Here is a 24,476-nt window from a genome sequence, read left to right on the forward strand (position 1 = left end):
AGACAAGGTTGAGATCACGCCCTTGAGGTCAGGAGGAATGAGATGGCGTATCTCTGGACGCCGCCCGCCGCGCTGGTGGAACAGAGCAATCTGAGCGCGTTCCTGCGCGCTACCGGACAGCCGCACTACGATGCGCTGGCGGCCCGGGCGAACGCCGATCCGGCGTGGCTGATGGAGGAGGTGTTCCGCTTCTGCGACGTTCGCTTCTACCGCAAGTATGACAGGATGCTCGATCTTGCGCGGGGACAGCCGTGGGCGCGCTGGTGCGTCGGAGGAACCACCAACATCGTGCTCAACTGCCTCGACAAGCACCGCGACACGGCGGTCTGGGATCAGACTTTCCTGGTCTGGGAGGGCGAAGACAAACACGAGCAGCGGCGGCTGAGCTATGCCGAGTTCGCCGCCGAGGTCGGACGGCTGGCGAGCGGCTTGCGCCAACTCGGCATCGGCAAGGGCGATGTCGTCGCCATCTACATGCCGAATCTGGCGGAAACCTTCGTCGCCTTCTTCGCGATCCTGAAGATCGGCGCGATCGTGATGCCGCTGTTCTCGGGATTTGGCCCTGCCCCGATCCTGTCGCGACTCAATCACGGCGAAGCCAAGGCGGTGATTACCGCGAACGGAACCTGGCGCCGCGGCGTGGGGGCGCCGCTAAAGTCCGTGCTCGACGAGGCGCTTGCGAGCGCGCCCAGTGTCCGGCACGTGATCGTGTTCGACCGCGGCGGCCTCAACATCGACACGCCGATGCAGGCCGGACGGGACCATTGGTGGCGCGAGATCGCGCAAGAAGGCGCTGACCTTTCGACGGCCGAGATGAACGCCGAGGATCCGGCCATCCTGCTCTACACGTCGGGCACGACAGGCGAACCCAAGGGCTGCGTGTGGACGCATATCAGCTTCATCGGCTCGATGGTTACGCGCGACATGATCATCTGCGGCGACTTCAAGCCGTCGGACCTGTTCTTCTTCTTCAGCGACATGGGATGGATGGTCGGCGCCATGTGCGCCTGCATTCCGAGCTTTGCCGGCGGCCGGCTGCTGGTCGCGGAGGGCACGCCCGATTTTCCCGACACGGGCCGGTTCTGGCGCCTGATTGCCGAGCATCAAGTTACCTATCTCGGCGTCTCGCCGACCATCGTGCGCGGCATGATGCGCTACGGCCTCGAGGTCGAGAACTACGATCTTTCGAGCCTGCGGATGACGGCATCGGGCGGCGAGGCCTGGACCGAGACGCCATGGCGATGGTTCTTCGAGCATGTCTGCAAGTCGAAGCTGCCGGTCATCAATATCTCAGGCGGCACGGAAGTCGGCGGCTGCATCTTCACCGGCACGCCGAACCATCCGATGAACCCCTGCGCGTTCTCCCGGCCTGCACTCGGGGTCGGCGCCGATATCGTCGACCTCTCCGGCAACCCGGTGGCTGACGGAGAAGTCGGCGAGCTCGTGCTGCGGCATGCGTCGATCGGCTTGACAAAAAGCCTCTGGAAATCCGACCAGCGTTATCTCGACAGCTATTGGAATACGATACCCGGGATTTGGGTGCACGGCGATTTCGCCATGCGCGGGCGCGACGGCCTCTACTACATCCTTGGCCGATCGGACGACACCATCAAGATCTCGGGAAAGCGCACGGGCCCTGCGGAGCTCGAAGGCGTGCTGACCGCGACCGGCAAGGTCGCGGAAGCCGCGGTCTTCAGCATCCCGCACCCGGTCAAGGGCTCGGCGATCGTGTGCGCCTGCGTGCCGATGGCGGGCGCGGCGACTTCCGCCGCGCTTTCGGAGGAGCTGGCCCAGGCGCTGGTGCGCGGCATGGGCGCCTCATACCGTCCGGAAAAGGTCCTGCTGGTCGAAGACCTGCCGCGGACGCGCAATATGAAGATCATGCGGCGCGTGCTGCGTGCCGTGTTCGAGGACAAGGACCCCGGCGACCTTTCGGCGCTCGCCAACCCCGAGGCGATCGAACACGTCCGTCGCAGCCTCAAGGCATCCTAGTGGCCCGATTCTAACATTCGCATCCATCGCTGCAGGCACTTTTGCGAATGTTAGAATCAAAGGACCACTAGCAAATTGTCTGTTCTAGTGGAGCTTTGGCTTTGACGTTCGCATGAAGAAATCGCGGCAGACAGGTAGCGAACGTCAAATCCGCTCCACTAGATCGGACAATCGTTCGGGAACGAAGGCTTGCGCTTCTCGAGATGCGAAGCCAGCCCTTCCCTCGCCTCGTTGCCGGCAAAACCGAGGATTTCCAGCGCAGTCGAGGTATCAAACAGCGGCCCGTTGACGCGGAGCCAATTGTTCAGGGAATATTTGGTCCAGCGGATCGCGCTCTGCGCGCCGGTCGCGAGATCCTGCGCGGTTTCGAGCGCAATCTTCTGCAGCTCCGCATCCTCGACGCAAAGCGAGACCAGCCCGATACGCTCGGCCTCCTCGCCCGACAACGGCTTGCAGGTCAGGAGATAGTACTTGGCCTTCGCCAGGCCGCACAGCAGCGGCCAGATGATGCAGGCGACATCGCCCGCCGCGACCCCGAGCCGGGTATGGCCGTCGACGATCCGCGCGGACTTGCCGCAGATCGAGACGTCGGCAAGGATGCCGACGACAAGGCCGGCGCCCACCGCAACGCCATTGATGGCGGAGATGATCGGCTTGTTGCAGTTGATGATGTTGTAGACGAGGTCCTTGGCCTCCTTCCATGTCGCCATCCGCGCCGCCGGATTGTCGAGCAAGGCCTTGATCAACTCGAAGTCACCGCCGGCCGAGAACGCCTTCCCCGCGCCGGTCACAATCACGGCGTTGATGTCGGGATCGTCGTTGATGTCGCGCCAAATGTTGGTGAGTTGCGTGTGGGTTTCAGCATCCACGGAATTATATGTCTCGGGACGGTCGAAGGTGACGCGCAAGATCCGCTCCGAGGGATAGTCGAGCTTCAGTCTGGTGTAGGCGGCGTATCGATCGGCCATGTGGATGTTCCCGTTGCTGGCGTCCCCGGAGGACGCTATCAATTGTTTCTAACAGATGTTAGAATTTGCCAGCCAGCGGCGCAAGCGCCGCGTTCAGGACCATGATGTCGAAAGATCGTGCGTGAGGGAATGGCCATGGCGACCGCGTTGAAAGCCCAACTTGGCGCGGCATGCGGAATTGGAACGGTCGGCGCCCTGTTCGGCGCCTGTGCCGAGCTCCATGCCGGGAAGGTTGCGATCGAACATGGCGAGCGGCGCATTTCCTATGGCGAGTTGCTCGATCGCGTTCGGCGGCTGACCGCGCTGCTCGCGGCACGGGGTCTCAGACGAGGCGACCGTATCGGCCTGTTGTCCCGGAACCGCCCGGAATATCTCGAGGTCGAGCTCGCTGCGGCCAACCTCGGCGTCATCACAGCGTGCCTGAACTGGCGGCTGTCGACCCGCGAGCTCGCCTATTGCATCGAGCTGGTCTCGCCGAAGCTGCTGATCGTGGAAGCCGAGCTGGCGGCCGGCCTTCCGTCCTCGGGCACGCCCGCGCTGGAGCTCGGGCCGCCCTATGAAAACGAGCTTGCGCGGCACGGCACGCGCACGCCGCTGCCCCTGGCAGAGCCCGAAGACGGGCTTGTCATTCTCTATACCAGCGGCACCACCGGCCTGCCGAAAGGAGCCGTCATCTCCCATCGCGCCATGGTGATGCGCGCACTGGTGTTTGCATCCGAGCTTGCGATTGCGCCGCACGCCACTTTCGTCGCATGGGCGCCGCTCTTCCACATGGCCTCGACCGATCACGCGCTCGCCACGCTGCTGCGCGGCGGCACGGTGATCGTCGTCGACGGGTTCCAGCTGGACGTGCTGCTCGCGGCCGTGTCCCGACACTCTATCGGCTGGCTTGTCCTGATCCCCGGCATGGTCGAGGCCTTTGTCGAGGGCCTGAAAGCACAACGCACGAAGGTGAAGGGCGTGCAGGTTTGCGGCGCAATGGCCGACCTGGTGCCGCCGCATGCCATCGCGGAAGTGACCGCGCTGCTCAATGCGCCCTATCTGAACAGCTTCGGATCGACCGAGACCGGCCTGCCGCCTGCGACGCGGTCGTTGATCATGCCCGGCGAGGCGCCGACACGGCTGTCGAAACGGCAGAACGCGTTTTGCGAGATCCGGCTGGTCGATCCGGCCGACAACGAGGTCGCCGCTGGCGAGCCCGGAGAGCTTGCGATACGCGGCCCGACCCTGTTCTCAGGCTACTGGCAGGCCGAAGAGACCAACGCGCGCGACTTCCGCGGCGGCTGGTTCCACATGGGTGACGTGTTCCGGCGTAACGAGGACGGCTCGCTCGATTTCGTCGACCGCGCCAAATATTTGATCAAGTCGGGCGGCGAGAATATCTATCCCGCCGAGATCGAACGCGTGCTCCTGACCGACAAGCGCGTGACCGAGGTCGCCGTGGTGCGCGCCGCTGATCCGAAATGGGGCGAGGTGCCGGTCGCCTTCGTCGCCTGCCGCGACGATGCGCCGCTCACCGAGATCGAGCTTGCCGATCTGTGCCGTCGCGAGCTCGCCGGGTACAAGCGACCGCGCGAATTCCGCTTCATCGGATTTACCGAGTTTCCGCGCTCGACCAGCGGCAAGGTGCAGCGCCATGAACTCGAGCGCCGGCTGAAGGGCTCCGCATGACCGACACGACGCTTCGGGGCAAGGTCGCCCTCATCGGAATCGGGATGTCGCGGGTCGGCAAGGTGCTGGGCCGCAGCCCGCTCTCGCTTGCGGCAGAAGCTGCGAGAAACGCGCTTGCCGATGCCGGCCTTGCCAAGGGCGACGTGGACGGCGTGCTGTCGAGCCACGCCTTTGCCTCGCCGTTTCACCGCTTCAGCGTCGCCTTCAGCGAATATTTCGGCATTCGCCCGACCTTTTCCAACACGCTGCAGGTGTCCGGCGCCACCGCAGCCACGATGTTCGCCATCGGCGCCGCCGCCATTCATGGCGGGCTCGCGAAAGTGGTGCTGCTGGTCGCGGCCGACAGCCTGTTGACCGGCCTGACGCCTGACCTCGCGCTGCGCTCGCTGACCGAGAGCCGGGACCAGCAATACGAGATGCCGTTCGGCATTCCCGTCGCCAACACTTTCGCCATGACCGCACACCGGCACATGAAGGAATTCGGCACCACGCCCGAGCAGCTGGCCGAGGTCGCGGTCGTCCACCGCCGCCATGCGTCGCGGACGCCGGGCGCGCAGCAGACGACGCCGATCGGCGTGGCAGACGTGCTGAACTCACCGATGGTCACCACGCCCTATCACAAGCTCGACTGCTCGCTGATATCGGACGGCGGCGCGGCGTTCGTCCTGACCTCGGCCGAACACGCCGAGGCGCTTGGCATCGACAGGCCGGTCTACATTCTCGGGTCCGGAGAATGCTACACGCATGAGCACATCTTCCTGATGCCGTCGCTCACCACGACCGGCGCCGTCGAATCGGCCCGCAGGGCCTATGCCATGGCGGGCCACGGGCCGTCCGACATGGATGTCGCCGGCATCTATGACTGCTTCACCGGCACTGTCATCATGATGCTCGAGGACCTCGGCTTTTGCCGCAAGGGAGAAGGCGGCCCCTTTGTTGCCGACGGCCAGATCACCTATGGCGGCCGCATTCCCAGCAACACCCATGGCGGGCTGTTGTCGTTCGCGCATTCGGGAATGCCGGGATCGTTGTTCCACTTCCACGAGGTGATCGCGCAGTTGCGCGGGCGCTGCGGCGAGCGTCAGGTCGCGCGCGCCCATCTCGGCCTGGTGCACAGCCTTGGCGCAGGCTTTGCGACCAACGCCACGATTGTTCTCGGGACACGGGACGCCTTGTGATGTCGCCCGACGATGCGCTTCAAAAGCCCCTCCCCGCACCGGACGCGGACACGGCCGCGTTCTGGCGCGGCTTGCGCGAGGGCAAGCTGCTGCTGCAGCACTGCCGCGCTTGCGGGCATGTGCAATACTATCAGCAGGCCATGTGCCGGGCGTGCGGCAGTGAAGAACTTGAGCATCGCGCCGCAAGCGGACGCGGCAAGGTGCATTCCTTCAGCGTGGTCCACCGCGCGCCGGGGCCAGCCTTCAAGGCCGATACTCCCTACGCGGTGCTGCTGGTCGAGCTCGCGGAAGGACCGCGCATGATCAGCACTTTTACCGGCGGCAAACCGGAAGACGTGACGTTCGACATGGATGTCGAACTCACCTTCGACAGGGTCGCGGAAGAGATCACGCTGCCGCGGTTCAGAAGAGCCTGAGAAAATCACATGAATCTGCCCTTGCATTGCCACGCGCCAAATTCTAACGTTTGTTAGATTTTACCAACAACAGGCGGCAGGCCCATGACGGGCGTGCCGGACAACTGACAGGGCCGGTCGCCATGGCGATCATGAAATCGGAAGTCTTGACCGCGAGCGAGGAATTCGCGCGCAACCGCCAGGCCTATGCCGAGCGGATCGCAGACTTGCGCGAGCGCCGCGCGGCCGCTGCGATCGGCGGACCCGACCGGGCGCGCCGGCTCCACAAGGAACGCAAGCAATTGCTGCCGCGGGAACGGGTCGCCGCACTGACCGATCCCGGCTCGCCGTTCCTGGAGTTCTGCCAGCTCGCCGGCGAGGGCCTGTATGAAGGTGTGCCGCCGGGCGGCTCCATCATCACCGGCGTCGGCATGATCTCCGGCCGGCCCTGCATGATCATCGCGAACGAGCCGACCGTGAAAGGCGGGACCTATTACGGCATCACCTGCAAGAAGCACGTGCGTGCCCAGCGCTTCGCCTGGCAGCACCGCCTGCCCTGCGTGACCATGGTCCAGTCCGGCGGCGCCAACCTGCCCGACCAGCCCAGCATCTTCCCGGACGAGGGCCAGTTCGGCTCGATCTTCTACAATCAGGTCAGGATGTCGGCCGAGGGCATCCCGCAGATTGCGGTCGTGCATGGTCCGTCCACCGCCGGCGGCGCCTACATTCCCGCCCTCTGCGACGAGACCGTCATCATCAGGAACCAGGGCGCAATGTTCCTCGGCGGGCCGCAGCTCGTCTATGCGGCGACGCGCGAGGAAGTCGGCATCGAGGCGCTCGGCGGCGGTGAGATGCACAGCCGCGTCAGCGGCGTCACCGACCATCTTGCCGAAAACGACGCGCATGCCATCGCCATCACCCGCGAGATCGTGGCCAATCTCGGCGAGATCCCGCCGCAGACATGGACGGTCGCGCCGGTTCGCGAACCCCTGTTCGCCGGCAGCGAAATCTATGGCCTGATCAGCGCTGATGCGCGCGTCCCCACCAACAACCGCGAGATCCTCGCGCGTCTGGTCGACGGCAGCGAATTCCACGAATTCAAGCCGCTCTACGGCGATACCCTGCTGACCGGGTTCGCGCGCATCATGGGCTTCGAGATCGGCATCCTCTGCAACAACGGCGTGCTGTTCTCGGAAAGCGCGCTCAAGGCCACGCATTTCATCGAGCTCTGCTGCAAGCGCAACATCCCGCTGCTGTTCATGGCCGACGTCACAGGCTTCATGGTCGGCCGCGAGGCCGAGGAAGGCGGCATCACGAAGGACGGGGCGAAGATGATCACGGCGATGGCGAGCGCCAACGTGCCGAAATACACGCTGATCATGGGCAATGCCTATGGTGCGGGATATCTCGCGATGTGCGGACGCGCGTTCCGACCCAACGCCATGATGATGTGGCCGAACGCGCGCTCGGCGATCATGGGCCCCGAACAGGCCGCAACCACGCTCGCGATGGTCCGGGACGAAGTTCACAAGCGCGAGGGCACGAGCTGGACCGACGCGGAGCGCGAGGCCTACATGGCCCCGACACGGCGGACGTTCGAGGAATTTGCCAATGCCTACAACTTCGCCCGCAACACCTGGTGCGACATGGTGATCGATCCCCTGGAGACGCGCAGCGTCCTTGGCCTGCTGCTCGACCTTGCCGGGCGGCTGCCGCGCCAGAACACCGATTTCGGCGTGTTCCGGATGTAGGCGGGAGGGCAGCCGGTGTTCAAGAAAATCCTGATCGCGAACCGCGGCGAGATCGCCTGCCGGATCGCCCGCACGTGCCGCCGCCACGGCATTGCGGTCGCCGGCGTTCATTCTAGCGCGGATGCGGATGCGCTGCATGTCAAGGTGATCGGCGACTCCATCGAGATCGGGGGCGCTGCCGCCTCCGAAAGCTATCTGCGCATCGATGCCGTCATCGCTGCGGCAAAGACGACCGGCGCCGACGCCATCCACCCGGGCTTCGGCTTCCTCGCCGAGAACGCGGCCTTCGCACGAGCGGTGGAAGCGGCGGGCCTGGTCTTCATCGGGCCGACGCCGGAGACGATCGAGCGGCTCGGCGACAAGGCGGCCGCCAAGCGCGAGGCGGTCGCGGCCGGGGTTCCCACGATCCCCGGCAGCACGGCGCCGAGCGAAGAACCCGGAGAAATCGAGCGGACCGTCCGACAACTCGGCCTTCCCGTCATGCTGAAGGCAGCGGCCGGTGGCGGCGGCAAGGGCATGCGGGCCATCGCGTCCCTTGAAGGACTGCGTGGTGAAATCGAGTCCGCGATGCGGGAGGCCAGGAATGCGTTCGGCAACGCCGGCCTGATCGTCGAAAAGCTGGTGCAGCGCGGCCGGCACATCGAGGTGCAGATCGCGGGCGACGGCAGCGGCAATGCCGTGCATCTGTTCGAGCGCGAATGTTCGCTGCAGCGCCGCCATCAGAAGCTTATCGAGGAAGCGCCTGCCGCCAATCTTCCGCCAAAGCTCCGCGAGCGGATGCTTGACGATGCGGTCCGGCTCGGCCGCCGCCTTAACTATCGCGGCGTCGGCACCGTCGAATTCATTGTCAGCGGCGGCGACTATTACTTCCTCGAGGTCAATCCCCGGCTGCAGGTCGAGCATCCCGTGACCGAAATGGTCACCGGCATCGACATCGTCGCGCTCATGCTGCGCATCGCCGCCGGCGAAGGCCTGCCGTTTGCACAGGACAGCGTCGCCTGCCGCGGCCACGCGGTCGAAGCCCGCATCTGCGCCGAGGATCCGGACGACGACTTCATGCCATGCACCGGCGAGATAGCCTATGCGCGCTTTCCTGCAAGCGACATCCGCGTCGAGACCGGGATCGAGAGCGGCTCGACGGTCACACCCTATTACGACTCGATGCTGGCGAAGCTGATTGCTTGCGCCGACACGCGCGCCCAGGCGTTCGACCGGCTTCAGCAAGCGCTCGATGAAACCTCAATCTTTGGTATCACGACCAATCGCGCCTTCCTCGGCCGCCTGCTCGCTTTGCCTGCGACGCGCAACGCCACGTTCCACACCCGTCTCATCGACGAAGAAATCGAGCAGCTGGTCGATCGCGTTGATGACATCGACCATGAAGCGCTGGCGCTGGGAGCCTGTTTCTGGATGATGCGGCAACGCCACGCCGGGTCCGGCAATCCGTGGCAATCAAGCGCAATGACCGGCTGGCACATGACAACTGGAGATAACGGGTTGTCGCCGATCCCGGTCCTGCACCTGGAAAGCGCAGGCGTCAGCGCCGAAATCCGTTTCGCTCCGCTCCGGCCCGACGGCTCGATGCTGATCGGCGTGAACGATGTCACGCTTGCGGTGAAGCTCTCGCCTCTCGACGACGGGCAATACCTTGCCGCCGTCGGATCGCGCCGCGAGACAGTACGCATCCATCAGAAGGATCAAGCCATCTTCGTGCACGATCCGCGTCGCGCACATGCGATGCAGGCCATTTCCTACCTCGGCTACATCAGCGCGGCCGCCGAGATCAGTGGTGAATTGCGCGCACCGATGACGGGCATCGTGTTGAAGGTCAACGTCGCCGCCGGCAGCCGGCTGAAGGCGGGCGACACCGCCGTCGTCATGGAATCCATGAAGATGGAACTCCGGCTCGCCAGCAAGATCGACGGCATCGTCACGGCGGTGCATTTCAAGCCCGGCGAGACGGTCGAGCGGAACGCGGTTGTCGTGGTTGTCGAGCCGGACCCGCAGTAGCCGGTCTCCGGCCACGCACAACCACCGTCCGCAATCATCAAACGCCGCAATGTTGCGGTAAAAATGGGAGAGAAACTTGAAAAGACACGTCCTGGCCCTGGCCTTTCTTGTCGCCGCGACACCATCGGCCTTCGCACAGGTCTCCGACGACGCGGTGCGCATCGGCGTGTTGACCGACCTGTCGAGCTGGGGGCGTGACAACAGCGGGCCCGGCTCGGTCGAGGCGGCGAAGATGGCGGTCGAGGAATTCGGGCCGACCGTGCTCGGCAAGCCGATCCAGATCATCAGCGCCGATCACCAGATGAAGAACGATGTCGGCACCCAGATCGTGCGCGACTGGTTCGACAACGGCAAGGTCGACGCCGTCGTCGACATCCCGAACTCCGGCATCGCGATCGCCGTGCACAACATGGTGAAGGAGCGCAACAAGATCGCGCTGCTGTCGGGTCCCGGCGCGAGTTCCCTGACGGACGAATTGTGCAGTCCCAACACCGTGCACTTCGCCTATGACACCTATGCGCTGTCGAAGGTGACGGCATCCGCCGTGATCGCCGAGGGCGGCAAATCCTGGTTCTTCATCACCGCCGACTACGCCTTCGGCCAGCAGCTCGAGAAGGATGCCACGCGCTTCATCAAGGAGCTCGGCGGCACCGTGCTCGGCGGCGTGCGCCACCCGACCAACACCGCCGACTTCTCCTCCTTCGCGCTGCAGGCGCAGAGCTCGAAGGCCGACGTCGTCGCCTTCGCCAATGCCGGGCAGGACACCGACAACGCGATCAAGCAGTCCGGCGAGTTCGGGCTCGTCAAGGGCGGCCAGAAGCTCGTCGGGTTGTTGATGTTCGACACCGACGTGCACGCGATCGGGCTCGAGGCCGCCCAAGGCACCTACATGACCACGGCGTCCTACTGGAACATGGATGACAAGACCCGCGCCTGGTCGAAGAAGTTCTTCGCCCGGACCGGCGTGATGCCGACCATGATCCACACCGGCGTCTACGGCTCGGTGCTGCATTATCTGAAAGCGATCCAGGCCGCCGGCAGCGACGATCCGAAAGCGGTGATGGCGAGGATGCGCGAGCTGCCGATCGAGGACGCCTTCGTGCATGGCGGCAAGTTGCGCGAGGACGGCCGCGTCATCCGCGACATGTATCTCGCCAAGGTGAAGAAGCCCTCGGAGTCGAAGGAGCCGTGGGACTATCTCACCATCGTCAAGACTGTGAAGGGCGAGGACGCCTACCGTCCGGTCTCCGAATCCAAGTGCCCGCTGCTCAAGAAGTAGGACGTTCGGTCAACTGACCAGCAGCGTCGAAAGGAGGGTCAGCCGCGCGGCTGACCCCGTTGCGGCGCTCAAACCTTTGACTTTCCGTCGCCGCGTTTTTCGCTGGCGCGGCGCAACGCCTCCGCCAACGCCCCACCGCCGGATTGCTCCTGCGGGTTACGCCGCGGCGAAGCCTTGCTTGGGGCACGGAAATTGTCCCTCGACGACCCCTTCTCCTTCTTGGCGCCGGCCTCATCATCGAGACGGAGCGTCAGCGCGATGCGCTTGCGGGCCACCTCAACCTCTAGCACCTTCACCTTGACGATGTCGCCCGGTTTCACGACCTCGCGCGGGTCCTTGATGAAGGTCCTGGACATTGCCGAGATATGCACGAGCCCGTCCTGGTGCACGCCGATGTCGACAAAGGCGCCGAACGCCGCGACGTTGGTGACGGTGCCTTCCAGGACCATGCCGGGCTTGAGATGCTTGATTTCCTCAACCCCCTCCTTGAACACCGCTGCCTTGAAGGCCGGACGCGGATCGCGGCCCGGCTTTTCCAGTTCGCGCAGGATGTCCGTCACCGTGGGGACGCCGAACGTCGCGTCAACGAAGGCCTGCGGCTTCAGTTGACGGACAATCTCGGCATTGCCGATCAGCGCCTTGATGTCGCTCTTGGTCGCCGCAAGGATTCGCCGGACAACCGGATACGCCTCTGGATGCACACCCGATGCATCGAGCGGGTCATCGCCGCTGTTGATACGCAGGAAGCCGGCGGATTGCTCGAAGGCTTTCGGTCCAAGCCGGGGCACCTCCTTGAGCGCCTTGCGCGACTTGAATGGACCGTTCACATCTCGATGCTCGACGATGCTTTGCGCGAGCGAAGGGCCAACGCCTGATACGCGCGCGAGCAGCGGGACGGAAGCCGTGTTGACGTCGACGCCGACCGCGTTAACGCAGTCCTCGACCACGGCATCGAGCGAGCGGGCCAATTTTGATTCGCCGATGTCGTGCTGGTACTGGCCGACGCCGATCGCCTTGGGATCGATCTTCACCAGTTCGGCCAGCGGATCCTGCAGGCGGCGCGCAATGGAGACGGCGCCTCGCAGTGTCACATCGAGACCGGGCAGTTCCTCCGAGGCGAAGGCCGACGCCGAATAGACGGAAGCCCCGGCCTCGGAGACCACGATCTTGGTCATCTTGAGCTCGGGCAGCCGCTTCACCAGTTCGGTCGCGAGCTTGTCCGTCTCGCGCGACGCGGTACCGTTGCCAATGGCGATGAGATCGACGCGGTGCGCAATCGCGAGCTTGCCGAGCGTGGCCAGGGCCTGATCCCATTGCCGTTGCGGCTCATGCGGAAAAATGGCGGTGGTGGCCACCACCTTGCCGGTCGCCTCGACGACGGCGACCTTCACGCCGGTGCGATAGCCGGGATCGAGGCCCATGGTCACCCGCGCCCCGGCAGGCGCCGCCAGCAGCAGGTCGCGCAGATTCGAGGCGAACACGCGCACGGCTTCGGTTTCAGCCGCCGTCCATAGCCGCATGCGCTGATCGATATTCAGGTGCACCTGAATCTTGGTGCGCCATGCCCAGCGCACGGTCTCCATCAGCCAGCGATCGCCCGGACGGCCCTGATTTGAAATGCCGAAGCGCTTCATGATCTTCAGCTCGTAGGCGCCGGGCTCGCCAGCGGCCGGCGCTTGCGCGTCAGGCTGGATCTGCAGGTCGAGAATGCCTTCCTTCTCGCCGCGAAACAGCGCCAGGATGCGGTGCGACGGCAGTTTGGCCAGCGGCTCACTGAAATCGAAATAGTCCTTGAACTTCTCGCCTTCGGCCTTCTTGTCCTCGCGCACGGCGGACATCATGCGGCCGTTCGACCACACTTCTTCGCGCAAGGCGCCGATGAGATCGGCATCTTCGCCAAAGCGTTCCACCAGAATTGCGCGCGCCCCCTCGAGCGCCGCAGCAACATCGGCGACGCCACGCTCGCCATCGACGAAAGCCGCCGCCACAGCCTGCGGATCATTGTGCGGCTCCGCCAGCAGCATCTCCGACAAGGGTTCGAGGCCCGCCTCCCTGGCAATCTCTGCCTTGGTACGGCGCTTCGGCTTGTAGGGAAGATAGATGTCCTCCAGCCGCCCCTTGCTGTCGGCCGCGAGGATCTTGGCCTCGAGCGTCGCGTCGAGCTTGCCCTGCTCGCGTATGGAGTTGAGGATGGCGGCTCGACGCTCTTCGAGTTCGCGCAAATAGCCCAGCCGCTCTTCCAGGGTCCGCAACTGCGCGTCATCGAGCGCGCCGGTCAGTTCCTTGCGGTAACGGGCAATGAACGGGACGGTGGCGCCGCCGTCGAGCAAGGTAATGGCGGCTGTGACCTGCTGCTCGCGGACGCCGAGTTCCTGCGCGATCCTCTGATGAATGTCCGCCATGCAAAACCCTCCGACGCACGCGAGCAACCGGCGGGCCACCGGTCGCGAGGACGCCGCTTATGGACCATCCTCGAATGATTCAGCAAGCACGGAGTGTGAAACGATCGACCGGGTTTGCAACCAGGGCGCAAGGGCGCAAATCGGCTACAGGCCATTTTGCGCGCGAGCCGTGGTCGTGGGTGGAACCAGACCTTTTCGAGCAGGATCGCGCGGACAAGGACCGCACGAATCGGCCGGTGCAGAGAGGCTCGCCGCCTGACTTCCGCCGCGTGCGGCGCCTATTCCGCGGCCCTCAGATCGGCAATGTTCGACTTCTGCTTTGGCGAAGCCGCCGGCCGGGAATAGCCGTAACGTTCATCCCGGTCGATAAGGCCGGGCGGCCGCTCGGACGGTGGACCGTATCCGCCGCCTCCGGGGGTCTGCACGCGGATCACGTCGCCACCGCGAAGCTCGATGTCCTGATCCTTTGAGAGATGAACGGGCACGAACTTTCTGCCGTTCTGCTGGATTTCGATCTGATTCGGCTGTCCGGACTCGCCGCCCAGCACGCCGGGCGGACCGACGCGGCCATGGTCCATGACGAAGGACGCGCGCGCCTCGCCGCGGCGCAGCGAAACGGCGTAGCGGACACCAAAGCCGCCGCGATGGCGACCGGCCCCGGCCGAACCTTCCGCGATCGCAAACTCCTCGAACAGGACCGGAAAGCGCTGTTCGAGAATCTCGATCGGCGGCGTCTTCGCAATGCCGATCGTCGAGCAACCGTTGGAGATGCCGTCGAACTTCGTCGAACCGCCATAGCCGCCGCCGGTCACGATGTACATGACGAAGTTCTGCCCGGTCTGCGGGTCGGTGCCGCCGATCGCGAGGTTGCCGCTGGTGCCCGCCGGCGCGGCAAACAGGCGTTCCGGCAGCGCGTCCGCAAGCGCCAGGAATACCGCTTCGGCGATGCGCTGGCTCACTTCGGCCGCGCAGCCCGATACCGGACGCGGATAGTGCGCATCGAGGAAGGTGCCGGCCGGGACCGGTATGTCGAGCGGCTCGAACGTGCCGGCATTGATCGGCACCTCCGGAAAGATGTGCTTGATCGCGAGATAGATCGCCGATTTCGTCGTCGCGATCACGCTGTTCATCGGCCCGCGGCACGGCGGGCTGGATCCGGACAGGTCGAACTCCAGCTTCTCGCCGCGCTTGCGGATCACGAGGTTGATCTCCAGCGGCTCGTCGACCACGCCGTCGGAATCGACGATTGCGATGCTTCGATAGTCGCCGTCCGGTATCGTCGCGATCTTGGCCCGCATCTGCTGGCTGGCTCCGGCCCGAAGCAGCTCGATCGCATGCTCGACCGTATCAGCGCCGTAGCGGTCGAGCAGCGCCGTCAGGCGCCGCTCGCCGATCTCGAGTGCCGCGGCCTGGGCGCGGATGTCGCCGATGCGCTGATCGGCAACGCGGATGTTCGAAAGGATGATGGAAAGGATCTCCTCGTCGATCACGCCGCGCTTGTACAGCTTGACCGGCGGCAGCCTGAGCCCCTCCTGCTCCACTTCCGTAGCCTTGGCGGAAAATCCGCCGGGCACCATGCCGCCGGTATCCGGCCAGTGACCGGTGTTGGCGAGCCAGGCGAAAAGATGCCCCTTGTAGAAGAACGGCTTGACGAACTTGACGTCCATCAGATGGGTGCCACCCATATAGGGGTCGTTGACGATGAAAATGTCGCCGTCCTCGACCTGCCTGGCGCGATCGATCACCGCGCGGGTCGAGAACTGCATGGTGCCGACGAAGATCGGCAACCCCAGCTCGCCTTGCGCGATCAGATCACCCGTCGTGCGATGGTAGATGCCGTCAGACCGGTCGAGACCTTCCGCGATGACCGGGCTAAAGGCGGCGCGGACGAAGGCCGTATCCATTTCATTACAGACCTGCTGCAGGCCGTTCTGGATGACCGCGAGCGTTACTGGATCGATGGTCGTCAAGTTAGTGTCCTTCAACATGGATGATGACATTTCCAAATCCGTCGACCTCAACACGGTCCCCCGGATGGACCACGGTCGTGGCGTCGAGCTGCTCCAGGATGGCAGGTCCCAGAAATGCGCTCCGCAGCGGCAGCCGATCGCGGTCGAACACGGGCGTTGCGAGCCAGCCATCCTCGAACCAGACCTGGCGCACCTCGATCCGTGCCATATCCACGCTCGCCGCGGGCTCTTTCGAGCGCAGCGCATCGATGGGAAAAGGCTTGCGCCGGCCGATGACCGCCGTGTGCAGATTGGCCAGCACCGGCTTGATTTCCGGCAAGGCGACACGGAAGCGGTTCCAGTAGGCTTCGGCGAACGCCTGATGCAGATCCTCGATCTTCGGGGCGCCGCCGGTGATGGCGACATTGAGGATGTGGGTTTGTCCCTGAAACTGCATGTCGGCGGTATGGAACACCTTGACGGTGTCGATCTCGATATTCTCCCGCTCGAGGATTTCCCGCCCTTCCCTGACATGCGCCTCGAGAACCGCATGGAGATCCGCCTGATCGACCAGCGGCAGCGGCTTGTTGATGGTGCGGACAAAATCATGGCGCAGGTCGGCGACAAGACAGCCGAGCGCATTGGTCAGCCCGGGACGGGCCGGTATCAGCACTTTCGGAATACCGAGCTCGCGGGCGAGCGCAGCGGCATGAAGCGGGCCCGCTCCGCCGAACGCCAGCAGCACGAAATCGCGCGGATCGTGCCCGCGCGATAGCGAAACGAGCCGGATCGCGCCGGCCATTTTGTCGTTGGCGACGCGGATCACCGCCTCGGCGGCCTGCGCGCCGCTCAGCTCGAGCGCATTGCCGACATGGCGCTGCAATGCCTGCTCGACCGTTTCCAGGGTCGTCGTGTTCTCGACCCCGAGCAGACGATTGGGATTGAGCCGGCCAAGCACAAGATTGGCGTCGGTGATGGTCGGCTCGGTGCCGCCGCGTCCGAAGCAGATCGGTCCGGGTATGGCCCCGGCGCTCTTCGGCCCGATCTGCAGCAGCCCGGCCTCGTTGACATGGGCAATCGAGCCACCGCCGGCGCCGACGGTATGGACGTCCACCATCGGCACATGGATGGGCATCGCATATTCGATCTCGAGCTCGGACGAGACCAGCGGCACGCCATCCTGGATCAGGGCGACATCGGTGGATGTGCCGCCCATGTCATAGGTGATGACATTCGGGAAACCGGCGGCGGATGCGGTGTTGGCGGCGGCGATCACGCCCGACGCCGGTCCCGACATCACCGTATGCACCGCTGCATGCGTCACGATCGATGAGGAGGCCGTTCCGCCGTTGCCCTGCATCACCAGAAGCTCTTGCTTTAGCCCGCGCGCCTTCAGCTCGGTTTCCAGCTTGTTGAGATAGCGATGCAGGATCGGCTGCACCGACCCGTTGACAGCAGCGGTGACGCCCCGCTCATACTCGCGACATTCGCCGATGATCTGGTGGCCGGCAGAGACATATTCGTTCGGCCAGATTTCCCTGACGAGTTCGGCCGCGCGCAGCTCGTGGGCGGGATTGACGTAGGAATGCAGGAAATGAATCACGACCGCCTCGGCGCCGCGGTCAAGCAGGTCGCGTGCCGCCTGCCGGACCTCGTCCTCCGATATCGGCTGGACCACGGCGCCCTCGGCATCCATGCGTTCGGTCACCTCGAGGCGAAGATCGCGCGGGATGACCGGCAGGAACGTGCCGATCAGACCATATGGATTCGGCCGCGTTCGGCGGCCGAGCTCGAGCACGTCGCGAAATCCCCGCGTCGTGATCAAGCCGCATTTGGCGAGCTTGCGCTCGAGCAGCGCATTCGTCGTGGCGGTGGTGCCGTGGATGAAGAGATCGATGCCGTTCGCGCTCTTGCCGGTCTTCTCCAGTGCGGCGAGCACGCCGTGCGCCTGATTGGCTGTAGTCGTCGGCACCTTCGCCAGCTTCAGGCCGCCATTGGCCGGATCATGCAGAATGAGGTCCGTAAAGGTGCCTCCGACATCACATCCAACAATCACCGACCCCATGCCACCGCTCTCCGCTCAAAATTCGATTGTTCAAGTTCACGAAGTTCTTCGCCGCCGCATCCTCAAATGCACACGCATCCTCAAATGCATATTCCGTGCCTGATGGCACGACCAACGGTTCCGGCTCGCTATCGCCCCGGTCGGTTACAGCAAGAGAAAGGTCCGGCCTCGTCAGGCGAAGCCGGACCTGATCTGCGCTCAGCGTTCGAGATCGGCCGTGGTGTACGTCTTCACTTCATCGGCCTTGAGATTCATGCGGCCGGCATAGATCGGCCTGGCGCCGGTGGTCGGCCCCGGATATTGCAGGAAGACGATCTTGCCGCCGGTCTCCGTCTTCATCTCATATTCGAAGTGCGGATCCTGCATGAAGGCAAACGTGCCCGGCTTGTAGACCTTGTCGCCGAACTGAAACTCGCCTTCGAGGATGTACCAGACCTGCGCGAAGTCGTGCTTGTGCAGCGGGAAGCTCGCGCCGGGCTCGTAGTTCAGGATGCCGGCATTGGGCTCCGTCGGGCGCTCCGGGGTCGGGTGGAACAGGAACTTGGTTTTGTTCTTGAACCGACCCATTTCCCATTCCATTTCGCTGACATGCTTGAATTCAGGGGCATGGTGGGTCGTGGTTACCTTGCTCATATCCTTGGCTCCCGGCAGCTTGTTACATCCAATATCTTTATTTTTGTATCCAAAAATGGCAAAGTCAAGCGCATAAATGGTGGAAATGCATCTCGAAAAGGCAATGCTGCCTTTCATTTTGTGCAAAAAGCGGGGCATCGATGAGCGGAATGCCTTGCGCATTTTTTCTTCACCCACTAGGCGGGAGACGGCCGATCCGATGAAGGCAGCGACGACCTTGAGAAATCCCAGCTCTCCCAAGCTGATCGAAGAGCTCGCCAACAAGATTCAGGCAAAGATCTTCGCCGGCGAATTCCCGCCCGGCACACGCCTGAAGCAAGAACTGCTGGCGCAGGAGTTCGATGTCAGCCGCACGCCCATTCGCGAGGCGCTTTCGCGGCTGGAGGCGAAAGGCATCGTCAGCCAGGCCCAGCACCGGAGCGCGGTGGTGCGCGCGCCATCGAGCCGCGAGATCAGCGAGATGTACCAGGTGCGCGCCGAGCTCGAAGGGCTCGCGGCGCAACTTTGCGCGCGCTGGATCACCGATCAGCAGCTCGCGGAGCTGCGGATCTCGCACGACGAGTTCGTGCAGGCGGTCAAGGACCTGCGCGAGCGCGATGCCGAGCAGCGCGCTAAAGCCTCCCGTGCCGATCCCAAATGGTTCGAGCATGCCGCCGAACGCTGGATCGAGATGAACGCCAGGTTTCACAAGACGATCAACGACGCCTCCAACAACCGCTTCCTGGCGCGGACCATTCTCGACGTCACATCCGGCTATGCCCGCAGCGTCATGCTGTCGTCGGCGCTTGGCATGAACAGCTTCCGCATCGAGTCCAATATCACCCATCATGAGCGCATCCTGAAGGCGCTCGAGGACCGGGAGCCCGCCCGCGCCCGGCGTGCGATGGTCGATCACATCCTGGAATCGGGCGAATTCGTCATTGCGTCATTTGCCAATCTGACGCCAGAGGAGTGACGCTGGCCCCTTCCTCCGGGCCGCTTGCCCTCGCGATCGGCTCGAGCCGGACGCGCGTTTCGCCATAGGCGGCCATCTCGCCGAAATTGGACATGACGTCCTCGGTGAGCACATTGGCGCCGCCGCCGCGCTTCATCCAGGTGCCGACCGGCATGATCACCATGTCCGCTCCGACCCGGGGATCGACCAGCACCTCGACGCGCAATTCACCAACCGCCGAGCGCAACAGCGCGATCTCCCCATTGGCAATACCGGCCTTGCGGGCGGCCTCCTCGCCGACGCGGATCGATGCGGTCTTCGGGTGCTCGGTTTCCAGCATCTGCGACAACAGCCACTTCTTGCTGAAATTGGTGACGAAGGTGAGCGGAAAATCCGCATCGACGCGCGGCACGATGTCGACATCGGTCACGAATTCGAACCGGCCCGAAGGCGTCGGAAACCTGCGGTCCGAAAACGGCACGAGCGGTGCGACCGGACAGCGTACCGGCCCCTTCATGAGTTCGTCGACGCTGACGCCCTTTTTCGTCAGCGGCGCCAGGATGCGTTCGAGCCACTGCCGCGGCGTGCCCGCCATTTCCTCAGCCAGGCCAAGACGCGCAGCGAGATCCTGATAGATCCGCAAGTCCGAACGTGATTCCCCGAGCGGCGGAATCGCGGCATTGACGCCGCCCAGAATGTTGTGCCCCCAAGAAACGAGGGCGTCTTCCTCTTCCAGGAAGGTCGTCGTCGGCAGGAAAAGATGGGCATAGTCCGTCGTGTCGGTCAGAAAGCTGTCGACCACGACGACGCATTCGAGCTGCCGCAGCGCGCGCGCGACGAGATTGGAGTTCGGCGACTGGTTGACGGGATTGCCGCCGTTGACGAACAGCATGCGAATTGGCGGGTCCTTCGCCTCCAGCAATCCCCGGCCGAGCAGCGGCTCTGGAATCGCGCGATGATGGCTGGCGCGATCGGAAGCATCGAGCGACTTGTCGAACAGCCGCTGCGTATCAAAGCCGTGCGAGACGCCGCCGCCGGCGACGCCGATCTGGCCGCAGATCGCCGCCAGCGCGTCGACGCAGCGAAAGATCTCGGCGCTGTTCTTGTACTTGTTGAGACCCCAGCCGAGCAGGATCGAGGCTGGCCGCGTGGTGGCATATTCCCGCGCGACGCATTGCAGATCAGGAATCGCGATGCCGCATGCCGCGCTCAGTCCTTCCAGCGAATGCCGTTCGATCAGTTTGCAATAGCCGGCAAAGCCGTGCGTGTGATGCGCGATGAATGCCTTGTCCTCCAGGCCTTCGGCAAGGATGATCTTGGCGAGCGCGAGCGCGAGCGCGGCATCGCTCGCAACGCGCGGCTGGATGTGCTGGTCGCACAGCGTCGCCGATTCGCTTCGCACGGGATCGACGAGGATGACCCGCCCGCCCTGCTCGCGGACCGATTTCAGAAGCGGCACCACATGCAGATTGGTGGCGAGCGGGTTACGGCCCCACAGCACCACCAGGCGGCTGTTCAGCATGTCCGACGGATCGTGGCCGAGCCTTGTCCCGAAATCGAGCTTCTGGCCGGCACGCGCGGCGCCGCTGCACAGCGAGCCGCTGGTGGTCGTCACTCCACCCAGCAGATTCCAGAACCGATGACTGAGTTTCTTGGTCGCGCCCCATGAGCCGGTGCGCTGATAGTGCATGATCGAGAGCGGGCCGTCGCTTTGCTTCAGCGCCTCGATCCCGGCGGCGATGCGGTCGAGCGCGTCATCCCATTCGATCCTTACCCAGGGTGAGTGGATGGTGCCGTCGGCGCGTGCCAGCGGATACAGCTGGCGCTCCGCACTATAGAGCCTGCGCGGGAAGCGGTAGGTCTTCGCGCAAAGATAGCCGCGGGTGAATTCGTGATCGGGATGGCCCTCGAGCCTGATGACCCGGCCATCCTCGACATGCGCAACGATCCCGCATCCATCCGGACAGTCCAGCGTGCAGGACGTGTAGATCTTTTCGGCCATCGGTCAGCTCCCGTCGCAAATCGGCCGATCGCCCGGGCAGGCCACCGGCTCTGCTTGAAATTTATTGTATCCAATATCTTTTGTCTTGCATTCAAAATTATCACTCTGGTAATCTTTTGAGCACGCCTTGGACGGAAATCCGAGGCGGCGCAAAGGGCGGCGAAGCGACTGCCCATTGAAACAAATGGATAAATTCCCGTCTGACCTGCCTGGGAGGGGTCGCACGGGGTTTGGCACAGGTCTTGCGAACCTGGTCTCGTCATTCCCTGAAGGAGAGCACAATGAGTGAAACGTCACAGACGGCGGTCACGCGACAGCCGGTTCGTGCCGCGGCCGCGGCCTTCGCTGGCACGACCATCGAGTGGTACGACTTCTTCGTCTACAGCACGGCATCGGCGCTGGTCTTTCCGCAGCTGTTCTTTCCCGGCAGCGATCCGACAGTTGGACTGCTCGCCTCCTTCGCGACATTTGCGGTCGGCTTCTTCGCGCGCCCGTTCGGCGGCTTTCTGTTCGGCCATCTCGGTGATCGCTTCGGCCGCAAGCGCGCGCTGATCGCAACGCTTCTGCTGATGGGCACCGCGACCACCGCGATCGGCTTCCTGCCGACTTACGGCCAGATTGGAATCTGGGCGCCGACGCTCCTGATCCTCTGCCGCGTGCTGCAGGGCGTCTCGGTCGGCGGCGAATGGGGCGGCGCCGTGCTGATGGCGGGCGAACATGCGCCCAAGGCGCGGCGTACCTGGTACGCCTCCTTCGCCCAGCTCGGCAGCCCCGCGGCCGTGCTGTTGTCGATGGGCATCTTCGCGTTGGTGACACGGGCATCAGGCGATGCCTTCGCGAGCTGGGGCTGGCGCATCCCCTTCCTGCTCAGCTTCGTGCTCCTGATCATCGGGTTGATGATCCGCCTCGGCGTCGAGGAGTCGCCGGAATTCGCCGCAGCGCAAGACCGCAAGGCGCTGTCGCGGATGCCGATCGTCGATGCGTTCCGCGTCGCCACCAAGCCGATCGTCTTCACGCTGCTGGCCTTCACCATTGGGACGGCCGGCTTCTATTTCACCAACACCTTCCTGATCGCCTATTCGACACGAACGCTCGGCCTTGATCGCGGACTGATCCTCGAATGCCTCGCGATGGTCGCGGTGGTGCAGTTCGTCGGCCAGCTGGCCGCGGCCCAGATTGCCGAGAAGATCGGCGACAGCAAGTTCCTGCTGGCGGCCTCGGCGCTGGCGATGGCCGCGCCCTATCCGATGTTCACGCTGGTCGAAACCAAGAGCCAGATCGGCATCGTCGCCGGCGTCTCGATCGCGACCCTCTGCGCATCGGGCTTCTATGCCGTGATCGCCGGCTATGCCAGCAAGGTATTCCCGGTCGAGGTCCGCTACACCTCGATCTCGGCGGCCTACCAGCTTGGCGGCGCGATCTTCGGCGGGTTTACCCCCATCATCGGCGTGATGCTCTCGTCGAGCTACCCCAACGTCTGGATGCCGCTCGCGATCTTCTACAGCATCCTTGCCGGCGTCTCCTTCCTCGGCGTGCTGCTGCTTTCGTACACCGGGTTTGCGGCCCAATACGGCCAGGCATCGACGCAGCCGACAATGCCCATCAAGGCGGCGGCAACGAACTGATGTGAAATGACGGCGGCGCGCCAAGGCGCCGCCGTCCCTTGCGCCCTCCACCTTTCGGGCCAGGGCCAAGCCGGGACGACGACAATGTCCAAGCCAGATCTCTTCGCCGCGCAATCCGCAGCGACGGCGGACAAGGTACGCTGCGATGCATGCCCGGTGATGTGCTACATCAGGCCGGGCGCGGCCGGCGCCTGCGATCGCTACGCCAACGACAACGGCACGATCGTTCGCGTCGATCCCCATGTCGTGCTGGAGCGGACCGTGTCCGGCGGCGGCAGCCTCGTTCCATTCGCCGGAGCTCCCGACTGGGACGGCAATGTCGTCCACGAAAAGAGCCTGTTCGTGACCGCGATCGGTGCAGGCACAACCTACCCCGATTACAAGCCGGCGCCGCTGATCGTCGCATCCGACATCGCCGGCGTCGACATGGTGACCGTCGTCACCGAGGGAATCTTCAGCTACTGCGGCGTCAAGATCAAGATCGACACCGATCGTCATCTCGGCAAAGAGACCGCACTGGTCCGCGCGCAGGGCGAAGTCGTCGGGCACGTGACGACCGGTGAATACGGCTCGCAGATGCTGTCGCTCGGCGGCGTCGATCACCTCACCGGCGGCTCCAAGAAGGAAGGCCGGGTGACCTGCGATACCATCATGGATCTCTGCAACGGCAACGCCGTGGAGCTTGCCATCGACGGCGGCTCATCGGTGGTCGTGCAGGCAGGCAAGGCGCCGATCGTCAATGGCGTCGCGGAAACGCGCATGCGCGCCGGGTGCGGCTCGGCGACGATCGGCATGTTCGCGAAGCAGTGGCAGGGCAAGATCGACGAGGTGGTCGTGGTCGACGATCACATCACCGGCGTCTGGACCGAGCATCAGGCCGGCAAGATGCTTGGCTTGCGTCCAACCGGTGTGAAAGTAAAAGGTCGCCGCTCGACGCCCGGCCGCTACTTCCAGGTCGCCGAGCCCGGCGGCGGCTGGGGCGGCACCGACGTCACCGATCCCCTGTCGATTCTCGGGCCGTTCGATCCAAAGGAGGCGTGGCCGGGACTGCGCATGCTGATGGTCAGCACGACCGGCGAGCAATGGGCCTATTACGAGCTCGACGACGCACTGCGGCCGGTCGAGCGGCCCCTGCCCGCTGCGCTCGTTCCGACCGTCGAGCGGATTGCCGAGAACTGCGAGCCGGCGCTCTGCAACGTGCTGTTCATGGGCGGCGCCGGCGGCTCGCTGCGATCGGGCGTCACCGAGAATCCGGTTCGGCTGACCCGGTCGGTCAAGGATGCGCTGGTTTCCGTTACCTGCGGCGGCGCGCCAGTCTATGGCTGGCCCGGGGGCGGCATCACCTTCATGGTCGACGTCACGCGCGTTCCGCCCGGCGCCTTCGGTTATGTACCCACACCGGCGATCGTCGCCCCGATCGAATTCACGATGCGACGCGCCGACTATGCGGCGCTTGGCGGACATCTCGACCATATCCGCCCGATCGACTCGCTGCGCGCTGCGCAATCCTGACCGGCCGTTCCCTTCTCTCTATCCGGTTTGGCGGCGCGACGCAGCGATCGCCGTTTCCGGCATCACAGGAACGCGGGGGCATCGGAGGCGACGCGCGTCGCGATCACCCT

The 24,476-nt window shown here is 64.3% G+C and carries 16 protein-coding genes; 10 read left to right on the forward strand and 6 right to left on the reverse strand.

Translation table 11 applies throughout. From position 1 onward, the window contains the following. The first annotated feature begins 42 nt into the window (after positions 1 to 42). Entirely contained in the window at positions 43 to 1,992 is a 1,950-nt protein-coding gene (locus QOU61_RS28550) for an AMP-binding protein (RefSeq protein WP_289654549.1), read from the forward strand. A 158-nt stretch (positions 1,993 to 2,150) separates the two neighbouring features. Here QOU61_RS28550 and QOU61_RS28555 read toward each other — a convergent pair whose 3' ends face one another. Continuing rightward, positions 2,151 to 2,960: an enoyl-CoA hydratase/isomerase family protein gene (locus QOU61_RS28555; protein WP_289654550.1), complete on the reverse strand. Its 810-nt coding sequence runs from the start codon at positions 2,958 to 2,960 to the stop codon at positions 2,151 to 2,153. Between the two features lie 135 nt (positions 2,961 to 3,095). Here QOU61_RS28555 and QOU61_RS28560 point away from each other — a divergent pair, with 135 nt between their 5' ends. The 6 genes from QOU61_RS28560 (at position 3,096) to QOU61_RS28585 (ending at position 11,244) form a co-directional block, all read left to right on the forward strand. After that, positions 3,096 to 4,631, forward strand: coding sequence for a class I adenylate-forming enzyme family protein (locus QOU61_RS28560; RefSeq protein WP_289654551.1), 1,536 nt, complete (start codon positions 3,096 to 3,098; stop codon positions 4,629 to 4,631). Beyond that, positions 4,628 to 5,809, forward strand: a complete 1,182-nt coding sequence (locus tag QOU61_RS28565) for a thiolase C-terminal domain-containing protein (RefSeq protein WP_289654552.1) — start codon at positions 4,628 to 4,630, stop codon at positions 5,807 to 5,809. Before QOU61_RS28560 ends, QOU61_RS28565 begins: the two co-directional genes overlap by 4 nt. Beyond that, positions 5,809 to 6,225, forward strand: a complete 417-nt coding sequence (locus QOU61_RS28570) for a Zn-ribbon domain-containing OB-fold protein (RefSeq protein WP_289654553.1) — start codon at positions 5,809 to 5,811, stop codon at positions 6,223 to 6,225. Before QOU61_RS28565 ends, QOU61_RS28570 begins: the two co-directional genes overlap by 1 nt. Before the next feature lie 122 nt (positions 6,226 to 6,347). Continuing rightward, positions 6,348 to 7,955, forward strand: coding sequence for a carboxyl transferase domain-containing protein (locus QOU61_RS28575; protein WP_289654554.1), 1,608 nt, complete (start codon positions 6,348 to 6,350; stop codon positions 7,953 to 7,955). 15 nt (positions 7,956 to 7,970) lie between these two features. Next, the gene (locus QOU61_RS28580; protein ID WP_289654555.1) at positions 7,971 to 9,965 is read left to right on the forward strand and encodes an acetyl/propionyl/methylcrotonyl-CoA carboxylase subunit alpha; all 1,995 of its coding nucleotides are present in this window, start codon (positions 7,971 to 7,973) and stop codon (positions 9,963 to 9,965) included. A 76-nt stretch (positions 9,966 to 10,041) separates the two neighbouring features. Beyond that, entirely contained in the window at positions 10,042 to 11,244 is a 1,203-nt protein-coding gene (locus QOU61_RS28585) for an ABC transporter substrate-binding protein (RefSeq protein WP_289654556.1), read from the forward strand. Between the two features lie 68 nt (positions 11,245 to 11,312). Here QOU61_RS28585 and QOU61_RS28590 read toward each other — a convergent pair whose 3' ends face one another. The 4 genes from QOU61_RS28590 to QOU61_RS28605 all read right to left on the reverse strand — a co-directional run bounded on the left by QOU61_RS28590 (position 11,313) and on the right by QOU61_RS28605 (position 18,455). Beyond that, positions 11,313 to 13,646, reverse strand: a complete 2,334-nt coding sequence (locus QOU61_RS28590) for a Tex family protein (RefSeq protein WP_289654557.1) — start codon at positions 13,644 to 13,646, stop codon at positions 11,313 to 11,315. A 278-nt stretch (positions 13,647 to 13,924) separates the two neighbouring features. Next, positions 13,925 to 15,616, reverse strand: coding sequence for a hydantoinase B/oxoprolinase family protein (locus QOU61_RS28595; RefSeq protein ID WP_289654558.1), 1,692 nt, complete (start codon positions 15,614 to 15,616; stop codon positions 13,925 to 13,927). A 1-nt stretch (position 15,617) separates the two neighbouring features. After that, entirely contained in the window at positions 15,618 to 17,660 is a 2,043-nt protein-coding gene (locus QOU61_RS28600) for a hydantoinase/oxoprolinase family protein (protein ID WP_289654559.1), read from the reverse strand. A 198-nt stretch (positions 17,661 to 17,858) separates the two neighbouring features. Beyond that, positions 17,859 to 18,455, reverse strand: a complete 597-nt coding sequence (locus QOU61_RS28605; protein WP_289654560.1) for a cupin domain-containing protein — start codon at positions 18,453 to 18,455, stop codon at positions 17,859 to 17,861. 37 nt (positions 18,456 to 18,492) lie between these two features. Here QOU61_RS28605 and QOU61_RS28610 point away from each other — a divergent pair, with 37 nt between their 5' ends. After that, a complete protein-coding gene (locus QOU61_RS28610; protein ID WP_289654561.1) occupies positions 18,493 to 19,248 on the forward strand; it encodes a GntR family transcriptional regulator in 756 nt (251 codons plus the stop codon). Here the strand turns inward: QOU61_RS28610 and QOU61_RS28615 are convergent. After that, positions 19,211 to 21,229, reverse strand: a complete 2,019-nt coding sequence (locus tag QOU61_RS28615; RefSeq protein ID WP_289654562.1) for a molybdopterin-dependent oxidoreductase — start codon at positions 21,227 to 21,229, stop codon at positions 19,211 to 19,213. The genes QOU61_RS28610 and QOU61_RS28615 overlap by 38 nt on opposite strands. Before the next feature lie 281 nt (positions 21,230 to 21,510). Between QOU61_RS28615 and QOU61_RS28620 the strand changes: the two genes are divergently transcribed. Next, complete coding sequence (locus QOU61_RS28620; protein WP_289654563.1) at positions 21,511 to 22,854, forward strand: MFS transporter; 1,344 nt, start codon at positions 21,511 to 21,513, stop codon at positions 22,852 to 22,854. A gap of 84 nt (positions 22,855 to 22,938) precedes the next feature. Continuing rightward, the gene (locus tag QOU61_RS28625; protein ID WP_289654564.1) at positions 22,939 to 24,366 is read left to right on the forward strand and encodes a 6-hydroxynicotinate reductase; all 1,428 of its coding nucleotides are present in this window, start codon (positions 22,939 to 22,941) and stop codon (positions 24,364 to 24,366) included. Positions 24,367 to 24,476: the final 110 nt, after the last annotated feature.

Origin of the sequence: Bradyrhizobium sp. NP1 (genome assembly GCF_030378205.1) — a bacterium.
Classification (GTDB): domain Bacteria; phylum Pseudomonadota; class Alphaproteobacteria; order Rhizobiales; family Xanthobacteraceae; genus Bradyrhizobium.